Annotated in this window: 15 protein-coding genes and 1 riboswitch; of the genes, 12 read left to right on the forward strand and 3 right to left on the reverse strand. The window is 52.3% G+C overall.

Annotation, left to right across the window (positions count from 1 at the left end):
* Positions 1 to 310 precede the first annotated feature (310 nt).
* Positions 311 to 715, reverse strand: coding sequence for an H-NS family histone-like protein (locus tag ETA_RS04925; protein ID WP_012440513.1), 405 nt, complete (start codon positions 713 to 715; stop codon positions 311 to 313).
* A gap of 781 nt (positions 716 to 1496) precedes the next feature.
* On the opposite strand from ETA_RS04925, the gene ETA_RS20540 reads away from it, so the two are divergent.
* Both ETA_RS20540 and ETA_RS04935 read left to right on the forward strand, forming a co-directional pair.
* The gene (locus ETA_RS20540) at positions 1497 to 2657 is read left to right on the forward strand and encodes a methyl-accepting chemotaxis protein (protein ID WP_042958668.1); all 1161 of its coding nucleotides are present in this window, start codon (positions 1497 to 1499) and stop codon (positions 2655 to 2657) included.
* 464 nt (positions 2658 to 3121) lie between these two features.
* Positions 3122 to 3781: a class I SAM-dependent methyltransferase gene (locus ETA_RS04935; RefSeq protein WP_042958671.1), complete on the forward strand. Its 660-nt coding sequence runs from the start codon at positions 3122 to 3124 to the stop codon at positions 3779 to 3781.
* A 411-nt stretch (positions 3782 to 4192) separates the two neighbouring features.
* Here ETA_RS04935 and ETA_RS04940 read toward each other — a convergent pair whose 3' ends face one another.
* Positions 4193 to 6232 (reverse strand): choline transporter, encoded by a 2040-nt coding sequence (locus tag ETA_RS04940; RefSeq protein ID WP_012440517.1) that lies wholly within the window; start codon positions 6230 to 6232, stop codon positions 4193 to 4195.
* Positions 6233 to 6727: 495 nt separating this feature from the next.
* Here ETA_RS04940 and yefM point away from each other — a divergent pair, with 495 nt between their 5' ends.
* The 8 genes from yefM (at position 6728) to ETA_RS04980 (ending at position 12377) form a co-directional block, all read left to right on the forward strand.
* A complete protein-coding gene (yefM, locus tag ETA_RS04945; protein ID WP_042959259.1) occupies positions 6728 to 6979 on the forward strand; it encodes a YoeB-YefM toxin-antitoxin system antitoxin YefM in 252 nt (83 codons plus the stop codon).
* Complete coding sequence (locus ETA_RS04950) at positions 6976 to 7230, forward strand: Txe/YoeB family addiction module toxin (protein ID WP_012440518.1); 255 nt, start codon at positions 6976 to 6978, stop codon at positions 7228 to 7230. Before yefM ends, ETA_RS04950 begins: the two co-directional genes overlap by 4 nt.
* A gap of 133 nt (positions 7231 to 7363) precedes the next feature.
* Positions 7364 to 7483, forward strand: a riboswitch (TPP riboswitch).
* Between the two features lie 141 nt (positions 7484 to 7624).
* Positions 7625 to 8557 (forward strand): FAD-dependent oxidoreductase, encoded by a 933-nt coding sequence (locus tag ETA_RS04955; RefSeq protein WP_042958674.1) that lies wholly within the window; start codon positions 7625 to 7627, stop codon positions 8555 to 8557.
* On the forward strand, positions 8554 to 8751 hold the full coding sequence (thiS, locus tag ETA_RS04960) for a sulfur carrier protein ThiS (protein ID WP_012440520.1): 198 nt from the start codon (positions 8554 to 8556) through the stop codon (positions 8749 to 8751). Before ETA_RS04955 ends, thiS begins: the two co-directional genes overlap by 4 nt.
* Positions 8752 to 8754: 3 nt before the next feature.
* Positions 8755 to 9525 (forward strand): thiazole synthase, encoded by a 771-nt coding sequence (locus tag ETA_RS04965; RefSeq protein ID WP_012440521.1) that lies wholly within the window; start codon positions 8755 to 8757, stop codon positions 9523 to 9525.
* Between the two features lie 3 nt (positions 9526 to 9528).
* Positions 9529 to 10494, forward strand: a complete 966-nt coding sequence (locus tag ETA_RS04970; protein WP_012440522.1) for a ThiF family adenylyltransferase — start codon at positions 9529 to 9531, stop codon at positions 10492 to 10494.
* Between the two features lie 235 nt (positions 10495 to 10729).
* On the forward strand, positions 10730 to 11011 hold the full coding sequence (locus tag ETA_RS04975) for a VF530 family protein (protein ID WP_012440523.1): 282 nt from the start codon (positions 10730 to 10732) through the stop codon (positions 11009 to 11011).
* 166 nt (positions 11012 to 11177) lie between these two features.
* The gene (locus tag ETA_RS04980; protein ID WP_012440524.1) at positions 11178 to 12377 is read left to right on the forward strand and encodes a diguanylate phosphodiesterase; all 1200 of its coding nucleotides are present in this window, start codon (positions 11178 to 11180) and stop codon (positions 12375 to 12377) included.
* 59 nt (positions 12378 to 12436) lie between these two features.
* On the opposite strand, the gene ETA_RS04985 is transcribed toward ETA_RS04980, so the two are convergent.
* Positions 12437 to 13825, reverse strand: a complete 1389-nt coding sequence (locus ETA_RS04985) for an NAD-dependent succinate-semialdehyde dehydrogenase (protein ID WP_012440525.1) — start codon at positions 13823 to 13825, stop codon at positions 12437 to 12439.
* Positions 13826 to 13965: 140 nt separating this feature from the next.
* Here ETA_RS04985 and ptrR point away from each other — a divergent pair, with 140 nt between their 5' ends.
* Together ptrR and msrA are read left to right on the forward strand one after the other, a co-directional pair.
* Positions 13966 to 14829 (forward strand): putrescine utilization regulator PtrR, encoded by an 864-nt coding sequence (gene ptrR, locus ETA_RS04990; RefSeq protein ID WP_012440526.1) that lies wholly within the window; start codon positions 13966 to 13968, stop codon positions 14827 to 14829.
* Between the two features lie 310 nt (positions 14830 to 15139).
* Entirely contained in the window at positions 15140 to 15676 is a 537-nt protein-coding gene (msrA, locus tag ETA_RS04995) for a peptide-methionine (S)-S-oxide reductase MsrA (RefSeq protein WP_012440527.1), read from the forward strand.
* Positions 15677 to 15700 lie beyond the last annotated feature (24 nt).

Raw genomic sequence — 15700 nt, forward strand, 5'->3', positions numbered from 1 at the left:
GTTCAGTTAACCCTATTCGATAATGGCGGGCTTCCAGGGGCAGACATCTTTGACGCTCCGCCCAGTTTCGACAGAGTAGCGAATGATAATTCTCATTGATGGCGAAGTTACAGGAGGGGCCTGTGTGCGGATCGTTAGGGGTCTTGGTCAACCTGACTCTGGAATATGAAAGTACTTAACTCAATTATGATGCCGCGAAACGGCTTTTTTGCGGGGAAATGACTGGCAATGCTGATAAACACCGATGACTTGCCCTGAGACAATGTAGGCATAATATGCGGCCACGCTGGATGACGTGGCCCGCCTTTATTTACTTGATCAGAAACTCTTCAAGTTTTTTACCGGCATCCAGAGCCTGCTTAATAACAGCAGGCGTACGGCCCTGACCGGTCCAGGATTTTTGTTCGCCGTTTTCATCAGTATATTCATATTTAGCCGGTCGTGGTGCGCGCTTTGCACGCGGCTTGCCCGCTGTGTTTTCTGCTGAAGTCAGTTCGCTTAAATCGATACCGTCTTCCAGTAACATCTGACGATATTTAGCCAGCTTTTCTTCTTTCTCTTTAATCTCAGAGGCGATAGTTGCTTCTGCATCACGTCTTTCATTTACTACCGCTTCCAGTTTTTCTAGCATCTCTTCCAGTTCAGATAAAGACACTTCTCGGGCCTGGGCACGAAGAGTGCGAATATTATTTAATACTTTCAGCGTTTCGCTCATAATGGAATCCGTAACCTTGAGTTGATTTGAAATTGATAGCTACTGCAACGAGCACCAGTCTACAGACAAATGGATCTCGAAAAAACACTAAATCTAAAAATTTATAATTAGAATTTTCTAATCACAAAATTCAGCATAGATAAGAACCTTCCTATCATATAGTGAATTTACAAAATATGAGATAAATCCTAACGGAAAATTATGAGTAAGAGCTGTAGTTGAAGATACACCACTCATTTTTCGGGGGGTAGCATTACATATCTCAAATGGTGTTGATTTATGCGCTCCGAAAGGGAGGTTTATTTGAGCATTTTATTCTGAGAGCAACACCTTTTAGCATTAATGTTACCCGTCACATTTTATGACATCATTTTGCCATTATTAGCCTGCTTAAGCGAAAAAAGATCATCCCGTTTTTATGGCGAGGGTAAATAGGTTTACTGGCGGTGGTGTTAGGATAATCCGTCCCTGCTTTTTAGTTAATCGTGCATGAAAAAGGGACAAATCAAAGGCTGTCACGCAGAGGTTACCAACATAAATAGTTACAACATCCAAGTGGCAGGGATTCTCTCTTAAATGAACCACCATTTTTAAATAGCGAAAAGAACATCGCATGCCACCTGCCACAATCTTATGAAAATAATAGATATTTATATATTCACCATCAGAGGAGCGGCGGTGATGGCAGTTTTTTTTAAATTTTACTCTTAAAGAACCGATAACCGATGTGAGCTACCAGAACACGCTTCATGATTTACCAACTAAACTCCAGGGGAGCAACATGCTCAACAGAATTTTTAAAAATAAGAAAAAAAATCAGCTTCATTCTATGCCAGAGGGAATTCGGTGTGATGACACACCTTCAGTTGAACCTCAGGAAAAAGACAGTGAAGAAGCCAGGAAACTTATTTACCAGGTGATGGATTTCGCAAAAGATGGAATGGGTATTGTCAGTGGATCTGCGACTGACGCTCATACAACCGTATGGCTTTCGAAAAAAGCATGCGTGCAGTTTGGTCTTTCTTACGATGATGAGAGGCCGCTGTTGGATCTGATCGCCTTGTTTAATTCCGCAGATCGTGAAAAGTTTAAGCAACTTTTGAAGAACTCTGTCGTCGGTGATCAACACGGATACATGCATGACTGCCTGATTGAGACAGGGAAGGGGTATAAAAGAGGGTTCAACGTTTCTCTGAATAATTTGGGGTCGATGACCCTGGTGTCCTTTGAAGACGTTAACGAGAACCTTGAGAAAGAAAAAGACTATGAAACGGTCCTGACACGATTTAATCTTTCCCGGGAAATGCTTAACGATGGTTTGTGGGACCTGGACATTATTAATGGCAATGCGATGAATCCTGATAATGTTTTCTGGTGGTCTGAACAGTTTCGAAAACTGCTTGGATTTGAGACGGTAGAAGAGTTTCCTGATGTCATGGATAGCTGGGCATCACGCCTTCACCCTGAAGACAAACAGCTGGCGCTTGATGCTTTCGGCAAACATCTCGGTGACAGAACAGGGCAGACGGATTTCGATATTGAATACCGGCTTATGCTACGCAACGGTAAGTATCGATGGTTTCGCGCACGGGGTCAGACAAAGCGAAAAGCGGACGGTACGCCGCTGAGAGCGGTCGGTGCACTTATCGATATACAGGCACTCAAAGATCGGCAGGTGTACGAAGCTCAACAGCAAGTGTACAGACAGGACTCTGTAGAAATCACGAAAGGAATTGGCGAACTGGTTTCAGAAAACAGCAATATAGCGTCACAAATTAAACTGATTTCGCTTAATGCCAGTATAGAAGCGGCCAGAGCCGGGGTGCAGGGACGTGGTTTTTCAGTTATTGCGAGTGAAATAAGGGCTCTTGCAGAGAGGACGGCCGAGATAACCGGACAAATTTCCAGACTGCAGGTGAGGATGAATAATATCCAAAAGTAGCGCTCTTACATTGCCATAATATTCATGGCGGGCAGCTCATCCGACCCAATGCGCCTGAGGTGCATTGGGTTTTAGCGTACGCCGGGTGATTGCGGCTATCGATGCGTGAGAAGGTGTCAGCGCCGTTGCCAGAAAATACGGAACTACCCAGCAAACGATATTACGGGCCAGACTATCGGCAGCTTTAGAAAAAAGCTGAAGGTTCACTATCCCAGCCGAACCCGCGCCGAGAATGTTGTGCACAGGAGTACGGATTAACCCTGTACCGGAAGAACAAATAATTTTAGCGGAGATATTTTCTGTTATCCAGGCTGACTGCAATATCAGGGAGACTTCGGAGAAAAAATTCGTGATTCAAAGAATACGCTCTATGAATGTCATATAGTCATACTATGAAACATAACTTTATCTATTTGTGCTTATCGTTTACAGTAGGATGGTAAATAAATACATGGAGAATAAAAATGGACCGCAGAAGTGAGAAGGGAGCTGGCATATACACCCCATTCATATTAAAACTTTATGATATGTGGGTATTGAATATATCGAATAATTACGCGTGGCGTTGCAATACTGATAAAATATTACTTCCTCATTTCCAGCAGAATATGGCAAAAAACCATCTGGATATAGGCGTTGGCACGGGTTACTATCTGGCGAAAGCCAATGATATTTCCGACACCATAACTCTTCTGGATCTCAACCCCAATAGCCTTGCGGCGGCAAAAAAACGGATTGGCGTTCACAGAGTAAAACACGTATTACAGCACGATATATTCACTCCGTTACCCGAGGAAGAAAAGGGAAAATATGATTCAGTTTCAATGTATTATCTCTTGCATTGTTTACAGGGGAATATGCAGGAAAAAGCATCAGCGATAGAGCATGCATCACACGCCTTATCTGACAAAGGCACGCTTCACGGGGCGACGATCTTAGGGAGCGGTGTGGAACACAATTCCTTTGGACGCTACTTAATGAATCTCTATAATAAGAAAGGTATTTTCAGCAACAAATATGACTCGCTTAATGACCTAAAAAACGTCTTGTGCCGTTATTTTGAACAGGTCAATATCCAACAACATGGCGTCGTTGCCGTATTTACGGCCACTGAGAAAAAGTAAATTCTATCAGAAGGCGATCTCTTTTATCAGAATGGCGGGATGTGAGTTGATACGGATAACGATCAATTCTTCAGATTATCCCGCATGATCCCTTGCCGTTATCTCATTTAATGGAAAGGGGGATAAATCTCATCACTTTTTTTACACAAACGTGATTACTTCCCGGTTGGCTGGCTAAATGCGTACCCATTACAGTCACGCACTTTTTCATCCGGTCGTATTTAACGGTGAGTTTAAGCTCGAAAGGGCAGCCGCCGTTCATTTGATTTAACGACTTTCACCGCCCCATTTTTAATCTGTCACCTTAATTTCTCATCTCATTATTTTATGAAAAGATGATATTTCAGGTTGCTAAATACGGCAGGAAACCCGTCGGCAGGTTCATCCTCGCCCCGAAGGGCGAGGAGAATTTTAGGCATCAGGGAAAGGCATGCTATTGCCTGGCGCTTCCCGGTGGATATGCAGGAAGGTCAGATGACGTTCATACTGATCGAGAATATCATTAATGATCTGCTCTTTCGTGTAGTCCATCAGGTCGTTGCCCTGTGTACCTTCCAGCAGGAAGGTTTCCAGACGGAAGTAGTCAGACTTACCGCTGCGTGCACGGTAGGTAAATGCCGGTACAGAGTAACACTGTGGCCAAATCTGATAGAGGAAGCTCTGTTCATCGGCCAAATCGACCAGCAGTTCAAGATGGTTCAGTCGTTCGTCATCTACCGCCGGGATCTCATTGACCTGTACTTTCGCGCCACGGCGCTCCAGTTCGCGCCCCACCTCTTCCATCGCCGGGCGGCACACAGTGTCCAGCATCTTGCGTGTATGGGTGGTTCCCGGGTAGTTCATCACGCGCGAAATACGCTGTTTCCAGTTCAGACGGTCATCGCGTGATACAGGAACCGGCGGCGTATTTACCGTCGCACTGGCACGGCGATGGTCTTCAACCCTTAGCGATTTATACAGTCCAGCCATCACGAAAAAGATGACGAAGCTGAAGGGCAGCCCCATGATCACCGTGGTTTTCTGCAGCGCCGTCACGCCGTTCACCATCAGCATACCCAGTGTCAGCACGCCAATTGCCACCGACCAGAAAATACGCAGCCAGTTCGGCGCATCATTATTGATGTCTGTCAGATGGGAGGTAAAGTTCCCCAGCACCAGCGAGCCGGAATCCGCCGAGGTGACATAGAACAACAGGCCGGTGATGGTGGCGACAGAGGCGCTAAACGTGAAGCCAGGATATTGCGCCAGCAGGCTGTAGAAGCCGCGCTCAGGGTGCGCCAGCGTTTCCTGTGCCAGTGCCAGGTTACCGTGGATGATCTCGTTCAGCGCGCTGTTACCGAAAATCGACAGCCACAACAGGGTGAAGATAAACGGAATGGTGAGCGTACCAAGCACAAACTGGCGAATAGTACGGCCACGGGAGATACGCGCCAGGAACAGTCCGACAAACGGCGACCAGGCAACCCACCAGGCCCAGAAGAACAGCGTCCAGTTGTTCATCCATTCTGTCGGGCGATCGAATGCAAAGCTGTTGAGCGTCATGCCCATAAAGCGGTTGATATAATCACCCACGTTAAGCACCAGCGCGTTGAGCAGGAAGCTGGTATCGCCGACGAAAAGCACGAACAGGATCAAACCAAAGGCCAGCAGGACGTTCAGCTCCGACAGAAAGCGGATACCCTTATTCACGCCGGAGGTGACTGAAATCGTCGCCATTATTACTGAAAGAACGATCAGTCCGGCCTGCGCCGTCAGGCCTTCAGGCACGTCGAACAGCACCTTCAGCCCGTAGTTAAGCTGTACCACGCCGATACCGAGGGTGGTGGCAATGCCGAAGATAGTGCCCAGCACCGCGGCGATATCCACCGTATGCCCGATAGGACCGTTGATTCGTTTACCGAAGATGGGATAGAGCGCGGAGCGGATAGTCAGCGGCAGGCCATAGCGGTAGCTGAAGTAGCCGAGGGCAATACCCATCAGCGCATACATCGACCAGCCCGTCAGGCCGTAATGGAACAGGGTCCACACCATCGCCTGGCGCGCCGCCTCCAGCGTCTGCCCCTGGCCTTCCGGCGGCATCATGTACTGGGTCACCGGTTCAGCCACTGAGAAGAACATCAGATCGATACCAATCCCGGCAGCAAATAGCATTGCAGCCCAGCTCATCAGGCTGAATTCAGGTTTCGACTGTTCCGGCCCGAGCTTTATTGAGCCAAAGCGTGAACAGGCCATAAAGATAACGAACACAATGTACAACGTGGCAGCCAGTAAATAATACCAGCCGAAGGTATTGGAAACCCAGTTAAGGGTACGATTAATCCAGCGATCGGAAAAATCGGTAAACAGAATGGTTGTCAGAGAAAACAGCAGGATCAGTACTGCTGAAGTGTAGAAAACCACGGGATTAATGCGATCTCTCTGGAGCTTTTCTGGTGTTTCAGTGGTCGGCATAATATCTCCGAAAAAATGCTCAAAAAGAAAAATCCTGGATTAAGCTCTGCAAAGCGCGCATTAGCGCATATTGGGTTAAAACCGCCGTATATCCGCTAATCACACTGGGAGAACCACCAGGATATCAGTCGTATAATATCTTAGTTTATCGTTGTAACTTTTGTTAGAAAACCTCGCTTAGGAAGAAAATTCTTTGCGTAAGGGGATAAATGATAGTTTTTATTGATCGCGCATTCAAATAAAAAAAATTCTGCGATCTTCACGTCCTGCGACTTATCCGATCGTCATTTAATAAAAAATGGGCCTGACGTGTTGGGGGATTCTGGCTCTATCGGCCATCGATGCGCTGTCTACGACTGAAGCCCGTACTACGGGCTTGCTCATGTTCAATTCGCAACGGGTGTTATGATCCAATGCGCAGACAAAGCAATGTAAACCAAAATGGTTTACAATGATGATTGTACAATGACTTGTCTGTTTGATGAGAGGGCATACATGAGAGCGATAAGTTACAGCGAAGCAAGGCAAAATCTGTCTGCAACAATGCTTCAGACAGTCGAGGACAGGTCACCTGTGCTGATCACCCGCCAGAACGGTGAATCATGCGTGCTGATGTCTCTCGAAGAATATAATTCCCTCGAAGAAACCGCTTATCTCCTTCGATCGCCCAAGAATGCGCGCAGGCTTATCGACTCCGTAGAAAGCCTGCAAAGCGGTAAAGGTGTAGAAAGGGACATCATTGAGTGAAGCTGACATGGTCCGCTGAAGCATGGGAAGACTATCTTAACTGGCAGGAAGCGGACAAAAGAACGGTAAAAAAGATAAATGAGCTCATTAAGGATACCAGCAGGATACCTTTTGAAGGAAAAGGGAAGCCTGAGCCTCTGAAACATAACCTGGCTGGTTTCTGGTCTCGAAGGATCACTTCCGAGCATCGGCTGGTCTACGCCGTCAGCGATGATTCTTTACTCATCGCCTCCTGCCGTTATCACTATTGATCGTGCCTGAAAGCCGCGAACTAAGCGGCTTTTCACGCCCGATGCGCAACGGATGTTATGGTAGATCGTACGGATAATAACGGCGAAAAAAAGGGCCTGCGGCTTGACGGCAGGCCCCTGGTAAAATACAACTAGTACCTGTCAGGGGAGTCTCGCCAAAGAGACTGAGAGGCTAATAGCGATTTTCGCGGCTTAGCGACCCTTAGAACCTGACCCAGATGATACTGGCGTAGGAAGACTCGTATCTTGCCGATCCTGAAGATACCTGCCGCGAGAGCACGATCCCACAGCGCTTTCGCCTTTTCCCTTCCTGTATCACGGGTCTCCGCATGATTTGAGAGGCTTACGTGACACCATCCGCAGCTTTTATTCCGTCGCCCGGAAACCCTACATCATGAGTCGCTGGTCAGTGATCGGCGATGGCGTTACCGGGCTTTGTATCGCTACTCTCCTCGCCGAGCGGGGCGCATCACTGGAAGTGATCGTCGATAGGCAGCATCAGCCGGCATCACACCTGGCGGGCGGCATGCTCGCGCCCTGGTGTGAAGGTGAAAGCGCGCCGCCAGAGGTGGTTGAACTCGGCCAGCGCTCGGCGCCGTGGTGGTCCGCCCGCGTTGACGGAGTGGAACATCGAGGTACTCTGGTGGTGGCTCCGCCGCGCGATGCCCCTGAACTGACGCGCTTCGCCCGCATGACTCATGCTCACCAGTGGGTCGCGCCCGATGCTCTGGAGCCGGACCTGGCAGGACGCTTCGCTCGTGGACTTTTTTTCTCTGGTGAGGCCCATCTCGACCCGCGTCACGCCATGCAGCAGCTGCGTGAGAAATTACAACGCGCTGGCGTCAACTTTCATCACGGACCGCCGGCGGGCCGGATAATTGACTGTCGCGGCATTCACGCGGCCGCTGAGCTGCCCGGCCTGCGTGCCGTTCGCGGCGAAATGCTCATCCTGCACTGCGATGACGTCCAGTTCTCACGCCCGATCCGCCTGCTTCATCCGCGCTTTCCTTGCTACCTGGTGCCGCGTGCGGAAGGGCGTTTTATGCTGGGCGCCACCATGGTAGAGAGCCACGACGGCAGCCCGATCAGCGCCCGTGCCATGATGGAAATGCTGAGCGCGGCGTACAGCATCCATCCGGCTCTGGCAGAGGCGCGGATCGTGGAGAGCGGTACGGGGCTGCGTCCGGCCTGGCCTGACAATATTCCTGAAGTTCGTCATCGCAACGGTGCCTGGTATCTCAACGGCATGTACCGACACGGATTTCTTCTCGCGCCGATGATGGCGGAGAAACTGATGCAACAACTGACGCAGGAGAACCTGATTTGAACATTCAACTTAACGGCAGCTCGATCGATACCCACGCCCGTACCCTGGCGGAATTACTGCGTGAACGGCAGATCGATGCAGGCTGTATCGCCAGCGCCGTCAACGGCCAGTTTGTGCCGCGATCGCAGTACGACTCACAGCCGCTGACAGAAGGGTGTGAGCTGGAAGTGCTATCGCCGATGCAGGGAGGCTGAAACATGTTTTACGACTTCGTGCCGCAATCGCGTTTTTTACTCGGCACCGCCGGCTACCCCTCGCCGCAGATCCTGCAGCAGGCAGCGGAGGCTTCAAAAAGTGAAATTATTACCGTTAGCCTGCGCCGCGAAGGCGGTCAGGGCGGCGCGTTCCGCGAGCTGTTGACGCAGCTGAACAAACGCATTTTACCCAACACGGCAGGCTGTCATACGGTGAAAGAGGCGGTCACCACGGCCCATATGGCGCGTGAGCTGTTCAATACCCGCTGGATAAAGCTGGAGGTGATTGGTCATGCCGACACGCTGCAACCGGATCCGTTTGCCCTGGTGGAAGCGGCACGCATTCTGTGCGCCGACGGGTTTCAGGTCTTCCCCTACACCACCGAAGACCTGATCCTTGGAGAAAAGCTGCTGGAGGCTGGCTGTGAACTGCTGATGCCGTGGGGCGCACCGATTGGCTCCGGGCAGGGGCTGCGCAATATTGAGGGGCTGCGTTCCATGCGTTCATGGTTCAAAGATATTCCCCTGATTATTGACGCGGGCATCGGTTCGCCAAGCCAGGCCGCCCTGGCGATGGAGATGGGGTTTGATGCCATCCTGCTGAATACCGCAGTGGCTAAGGCACAGGACCCGCGGCGTATGGCGCAGGCGTTTGCAGCGGCCATTCGTGCGGGCTATGACGCACGCGGTGCGGGATTGATCGAGCGGCGAGATATGGCAACGGCCTCAACGCCGATCTTTGGTATGGCGCAGTTTAGCTCACAGGAGTGGTAAATCATGAGTCGTTATCAACGACAATCCATGCTGCCGGAAATCGGCGAAAGCGGGCAACAGCGCCTGGCCCAGGCGCGTGTCCTGGTCATCGGCGCGGGCGGTCTGGGTTCAGCGCTGCTGCCGCTGCTGGCAGCAGCCGGCGTTGGCTATCTGCGCCTGTATGATGGCGACAGGGTTGAAGAGCATAACCTGCATCGCCAGACGCTGTACGGTATGCAGGATATCGGTGAGGAGAAGGTGTTCTGCGCCCGGCGCGCGCTGGCCACTCGTAATCCTGAATGCGTGGTGGATGCACGTCCCCACGCCCTGACGGCCAGCGCCACGGAGGCCGCGCTTGATGGCATCGACCTGGCTATCGACGCCGCCGACAACTTTGCCCTGACCTGGCAGCTCTCCGATGCCTGTCTGGCGCATCATATTCCGCTGGTCAGCGCTTCCGTGCTGGGCCGCCGGGGTTACGTGGGCGGCTTTTGTGCTGGCGCGCCCAGCTATCGCGCCCTTTTTCCGCAGCTGCCGGGTTCCGCCGCGAACTGCAATACTGCCGGGGTAATGGGGCCAGCGGTTGCCACGCTGGGCGCAATGCAGGCGCAGATGGCGCTCAGTATCCTGCTGAACTTCTCGCCTTCTCCGCTGGGTTGTCTGGTCAACTGCGACTTTGTGCAGTGGCATTTTCGCCCGTTTCGTTTTGATTCCGCCACCGAGCCTGACCAGCCGCCGGTGCCGTTTATCGATCGCCATTTGCTGACGGCACAAGACTGTGTGGTGGAACTGCGTAGCGTGGATGAGGCACCGGACAGCGTGACCGATGCCGTGCAGCGGGTTCTGCCTCAGCAGCTGTCAGACTGGCAGCCCCCCACCGACCGCCGTATCGTGCTGGTCTGTGCCAGCGGTCTCCGGGCGGCAAAAGCGGCGACGGAGCTTGAACTGCGGGGGTTTAGCCATTTGGCGATAATTGCCGCGGGCCGCTGAAAGCAGGAAAAGGCTTCTGATCACACCGCGGTTACGGTGTGAGTCACTGGGCAGGAAAGCCAACGGAATGTGACAGAATGACGGTTGTGTCCAGAGCGGTGCGAAATTGGCTAAAAACAGCACTGGACCATGCGGTTCTTTATTCACATACAGGCCCGGAGCACAACCGCAGTTGCATAAGCCACTCACCCTGAGTAAGGTGTGCGCCATTCGTGCCGAACCACTGGAAGAAACCATGACAAATCCCTCTGCAAAAGACCCGTTACATGGCGTCACGCTGGAAGCGCTGCTCAATAGGCTGGTCGCGCGTTTTGGCTGGGAGCAGCTGGCAAAGCGCATCAACATTAACTGCTTTAAGAGCGATCCTAGCATTAAATCCAGCCTGAAGTTTCTGCGCCGCACGCCGTGGGCGCGCAAAGAGGTCGAAGATCTCTATTTGGCTTCGCTAAACGATGCCCACACCACCGAGCCGCAGCCGCCGGCCGATAACCCCTGGAATAACAGGCAGAGAAAATAATCATCCTGCTGCCCCCATGGTCTGAAAACAGGCTGCGGTGTGGCGTATCACCGTACTTGCGTTGGACAAACCGATGAAATTTTCTCACAAGTAAAATAGCGGTAGACAATGCCCCGAAGATATCTGGTAATGTGTGCGCCACTCACGTTAACGCCGGGAATATTTTATGTTGTCAACGCTCATCTACCGCAGCCACCTTTCTGATGATGTCCCGGTGAAATCACTTGCACGATTGGCAGAAAAAGCCAATAAAGTGAACGGCTCACTGCACATCACCGGCATTTTGCTTTTCAACGGCACCCATTTTTTTCAGGTGTTGGAAGGCCCGGAAGCGGCGGTGAATACCCTCTACGAACATATCTGCAAAGATCCCCGGCATCATAATGTGGTCAAGCTTATGCGCGATTATGCCCCGCTACGTCGGTTTGGCAACGCGGGCATGGAGCTTTTCGACCTGAGAAAGCATGACAAGGAGTCCGTGCTTCAGGCCGTCCTCGACAGAGGAACGTCAAAGTTTAATCTTACCTATGATGACAGGGCGCTGCAGTTCCTCCGCACCTTCATTGAGACTACGGAAAAGGAAAACTACTTCGAAATTCCTCCGGCAGACCTCTGGGAATTCATCCCGGATGATCATCCGGTATTCGAAGAGACGGCAGTTTCTTCCGCCGACGGCCTGACCTTTGCTTTTCAACCGATAATCGATCCCCTTTCCCGGAAGATTGTCTCCATTGAAGCCTTACTGCGCAGTGCGGATGGCGGGTCTCCGCTGGCGTATTTTGCGCAGTTACCGCCGGATAAAGTATACGAAACGGATCTAAAGTCGAAAAAGCACGTTTTCAGCATGGCTCAAAGAATGGGGATTGAGGGGATCACTTTATCCATCAACCTGTTGCCGATGGCGCTGGTCGACGTTCCTGATGCGGTGGATTTTTTGTTGCAGGAGATCCGCAACAACGGTCTGGTTCCCGAACAGATAGTGATTGAGGTCACTGAAAATGAGGTTATTTCCAGTATCGACGCCCTTGAAACGGCATTAAAGCAGCTGAAGGCGGCAGGCATCAGTCTGGCGATAGATGACTTTGGCGCCGGTTCAGCAGGCCTGTTGCTGCTGGCAAGATTCCAGCCGGACAAGATAAAAATTGACCGTCATATCATCAGCGATATACACCAAAGCGGACCGAAACAGGCCATTGTTCAGGCGATCATCAAATGCTGCTCTTCGCTGGAGATCGCGGAAGGGGTAGAAAAAGCGGAAGAGTGGATGTGGCTGGAAGCCGCCGGTATCAGCAAATTCCAGGGATTTCTGTTTGCAAAGCCAAAGCTTAACGGCATTCCAACCGTATCATGGCCAGAGATGCGATAAGCGTCGGCTGTTGGACTTCCCCCTCCTCAATGAGAAGAGGGAAGTCGTCAGGTCAGCGGTTACTCTTCCATCCACACCGTCTGAGTATTGGTAAACTCACGCAGACCAAAGTGAGACAGCTCACGACCAAAGCCGCTTTTCTTCACACCGCCGATCGGAACGCGCGGATCGGAGAAGCTCGGCGAGTTAATAAAGACGCCGCCGGTCTCGATACGTGACGCCAGCTTTTGCGCCACGGCAAGGTCGCGGCTCCACAGGCTGCCGCCGAGGCCGAACTCCGAGTCATTCGCCATTGCCACCGCGTGTTCAGCATCATCAGCCTCGATCAGCGAAGCCACTGGACCAAACAGCTCCTGTGCAAAGCTGGTCATGCCTGGCTTCACGCCACTGAGCACCGTCGGCGCATAATAGTTACCTTCGCCCGGCAGAACATGGCCGCCAAGCAGCAGGGTGGCTCCTTCCTTCAGCGTGGCCTGTACCTGAGCATCCAGCTCGTCGCGCAGATCGTAGCGTGCCATCGGGCCAATCCAGGTGCCGGGTTCGCGCGGGTCGCCGATTTTCATCTCTTTAACGGCGTTGACAAACTTATCCCGGAACGCGTCGAACACCGACGCTTCCACGATAATGCGCTTCGCGGAAATACACAGCTGACCGTTATTCATAAAGCGGCCCGCAATTGCCCCTTTTACCGCAGCATCAATATCCGCATCCGCCAGCACGATAAAGGCATCGGAGCCACCCAGCTCCAGCACGCATTTTTTTATCGCCGCACCGGACAGGGCAGCGATTGCCGCACCGGCGCGCACGCTGCCGGTTACGGTCACGGCGGCAATACGCCGATCGTTAATTGCCTGCGCCACGCCGTCATTATCGGCGTTCACCACCGCAAAAAGCCCTTCCGGTACGCCGGCACCGATCAGGGTTTTCTGAAGTAACAGCGCGCATCCCATCACGTTAGGTGCCGGTTTCAACAGGTAGCTGTTGCCGGCCAGCAGAATGGGCACAGCCCCGCGCAGCACCTGCCAGATGGGAAAATTCCACGGCATCACCGACAGAACCGGCCCCAGCGGCAGGTAGTCGACAAAGGCTTTGTTCCCCTCGACCAGGGTCGGCTCACGCTGAAGGAAAGTCGGGCCGTGTTCAGCGTACCATTCGCACAGCCCGGCGCTTTTCTCGACCTCAGCCAGCCCCTGATCGACAGGCTTGCCCATCTCACGAGTCATCATCTCCGCCAGCTCGCGCGCCTGCTGACGCAGGGCACCCGCCACGTTGCGCAGCAGCGTCACGCGCTCGCTGATGGCGCTATGACGCCAGCGTTGAAATGCGCTATCGGTTAATGCCAGCGCGCTGTCGACTTCATCGCCGCTGGCAAATGGATAGCGGGCAAGCTCGTCGCCCGTGGCCGGATTGCGGGAAACCGCTGCCGCAGAAGAAACGTTTTTCATCATTACCGCCTTATCAAAAAACAGAATAAGTGGAAAGCCAGCGTCCGTTGCGCCATGACTCAGCATAGCGCCGATCATAATCTTGCGAATGATTCTTTTAAAATGAATAATAGAGAAAATTACTATCTCAAAAAGAGAATGATATGGATCTGACACAGTTGGAGATATTGTGTGCGATAGCCGAACAGGGCAGCGTTAGCGCGGCGGCGGAAAAGCTGCATCGGGTACCGTCCAATATCTCTACCCGTCTGAAGCAGCTTGAGGAAGAACTTGGCTGCGAGCTGTTTCGGCGCGAAAAGCTGCGTCTGCATATCACGGACAGCGGCAGAACGTTTCTCGCTTATAGTCAGCGTATTCTTGCGCTGTCAGAGGAGGCGAAACAGAGCGTCTCAGGCCAGCAGCCCGCGGGTATTTTCACGCTGGGCGCCATTGAAAGCACCGCTGCCGTCAGGCTGCCACCGCTAATTGCACGCTATCATCAGAGCTGGCCGCAGGTCGGTCTGGATCTGTCCACCGGGCCTTCGGGCGAGATGATTGACGGCGTGCTGGCCGGCCGGTACAGCGCGGCGTTTGTTGACGGGCCGCCTAAGCACCCGCAGCTGGAAGGGATGCCGGTTTTCGCCGAGGAGCTGGTGCTGATCGGCGCGCTCAATCATCCGCCGGTTTCCGATGCCTCCGGCATTTCCGGCTCGACCATCTACGCCTTTCGCGCCAACTGCTCATACCGCCGCCTGTTTGAAAACTGGTTTGCTCGCACCCATGCCGTTCCCGGAAAAATTTTCGAGATGGAGTCGTATCACGGTATTCTCGCCTGCGTCAGCGCCGGTGCCGGGCTGGCGCTGATCCCGGCCAGCATGCTGGAAAGTATGCCCGGACGAGACAGCGTTAACGCCTGGCCTCTCGGTGAGGGAATGGGGCACATTTCTATCTGGCTGGTATGGCGCAAGGGCACGCGCTCTGTCAATTTACAGGCGATGAAAACGTTGCTGGCCACCAGGCATGAGTGAAATCATAAGGGGAATCGGTTCTGCCTGATGGCGACAGCCGAGCGCCTGCCCCGTGAATTGAAGCCCTGAATGCCGGTTCACTGCGTTTAAAAGAACGTTCGACATCCTGTACGTCACCCCATTATGGATGGCACTTTTTTATTTTTGTGGTGGTCTGCGTCTTCCTGAACGATGAAGATCTTAATGACCTCGATAGAATATCAACCGTGGTGCGGTTGGCTAAAAACGTGTTGACCTGGCGTGACAAATAGCCAAAGCTGATATGAACTCAATAGCGAATCAGCAGAATTTTAGGCAAAAGGAGTAAAAAATGGCGACAGAATACGCAATCATTGCCGGAGGCTGCTTCTGGTGTACTGAAGCGGTATTTAAACAGATTCATGGCGTGGTATCCGTTGAGAGTGGTTATATCGGAGGACACACAGAAAATCCCACTTACAAACAGGTGTGCGGTGGTGATACGGGGCATGCTGAAGCCATCCGCATTGGTTTTGATCCGGAAAAGGTCAGCTTCGGCGACCTGCTGGATATCAGTTTTGCCACCCACGATCCGACCCAGCTCAACCGCCAGGGAAATGATATCGGCACGCAGTATCGTTCGGCCATATTCCCGGTCAGCGAGGAACAGTTGGAAGAAGCAAAAATGGCCATTGCACGCGCCCAGAGTGAGCACAACGACGCAATAGTGACCACCATTGAAGCCCATTCGACCTGGTATCCGGCAGAAGATTATCATCAGGATTACTGGGCTGGAGAAGGGCAGGGAAATCGTTACTGTCTTGCCGTTATTCCTCCCAAGTTGCAAAAGCTGCATAAGCGCTTTGCGGCTTATACCGCCCCGGAATAAATCACGGCTTTCGCCAGCTTTATT

The organism is Erwinia tasmaniensis Et1/99, from assembly GCF_000026185.1.
Lineage (GTDB): Bacteria > Pseudomonadota > Gammaproteobacteria > Enterobacterales > Enterobacteriaceae > Erwinia > Erwinia tasmaniensis.

What these genes read in the sequence shown, in the direction of transcription:
- ETA_RS04935 (WP_042958671.1), top strand. Translation starts at nt 3,122, where the DNA reads ATGGACCGCAGAAGTGAGAAGGGAGCTGGCATATACACCCCATTCATA.
- ptrR (WP_012440526.1), top strand. Translation starts at nt 13,966, where the DNA reads ATGGATCTGACACAGTTGGAGATATTGTGTGCGATAGCCGAACAGGGC.
- msrA (WP_012440527.1), top strand. Translation starts at nt 15,140, where the DNA reads ATGGCGACAGAATACGCAATCATTGCCGGAGGCTGCTTCTGGTGTACT.
- ETA_RS04940 (WP_012440517.1), bottom strand. Translation starts at nt 6,232, where the DNA reads ATGCCGACCACTGAAACACCAGAAAAGCTCCAGAGAGATCGCATTAAT.
- ETA_RS04965 (WP_012440521.1), top strand. Translation starts at nt 8,755, where the DNA reads ATGTTTTACGACTTCGTGCCGCAATCGCGTTTTTTACTCGGCACCGCC.
- ETA_RS04970 (WP_012440522.1), top strand. Translation starts at nt 9,529, where the DNA reads ATGAGTCGTTATCAACGACAATCCATGCTGCCGGAAATCGGCGAAAGC.
- ETA_RS04975 (WP_012440523.1), top strand. Translation starts at nt 10,730, where the DNA reads ATGACAAATCCCTCTGCAAAAGACCCGTTACATGGCGTCACGCTGGAA.
- ETA_RS04925 (WP_012440513.1), bottom strand. Translation starts at nt 715, where the DNA reads ATGAGCGAAACGCTGAAAGTATTAAATAATATTCGCACTCTTCGTGCC.
- ETA_RS20540 (WP_042958668.1), top strand. Translation starts at nt 1,497, where the DNA reads ATGCTCAACAGAATTTTTAAAAATAAGAAAAAAAATCAGCTTCATTCT.
- ETA_RS04980 (WP_012440524.1), top strand. Translation starts at nt 11,178, where the DNA reads ATGTTGTCAACGCTCATCTACCGCAGCCACCTTTCTGATGATGTCCCG.
- yefM (WP_042959259.1), top strand. Translation starts at nt 6,728, where the DNA reads ATGAGAGCGATAAGTTACAGCGAAGCAAGGCAAAATCTGTCTGCAACA.
- ETA_RS04955 (WP_042958674.1), top strand. Translation starts at nt 7,625, where the DNA reads ATGAGTCGCTGGTCAGTGATCGGCGATGGCGTTACCGGGCTTTGTATC.
- ETA_RS04985 (WP_012440525.1), bottom strand. Translation starts at nt 13,825, where the DNA reads ATGATGAAAAACGTTTCTTCTGCGGCAGCGGTTTCCCGCAATCCGGCC.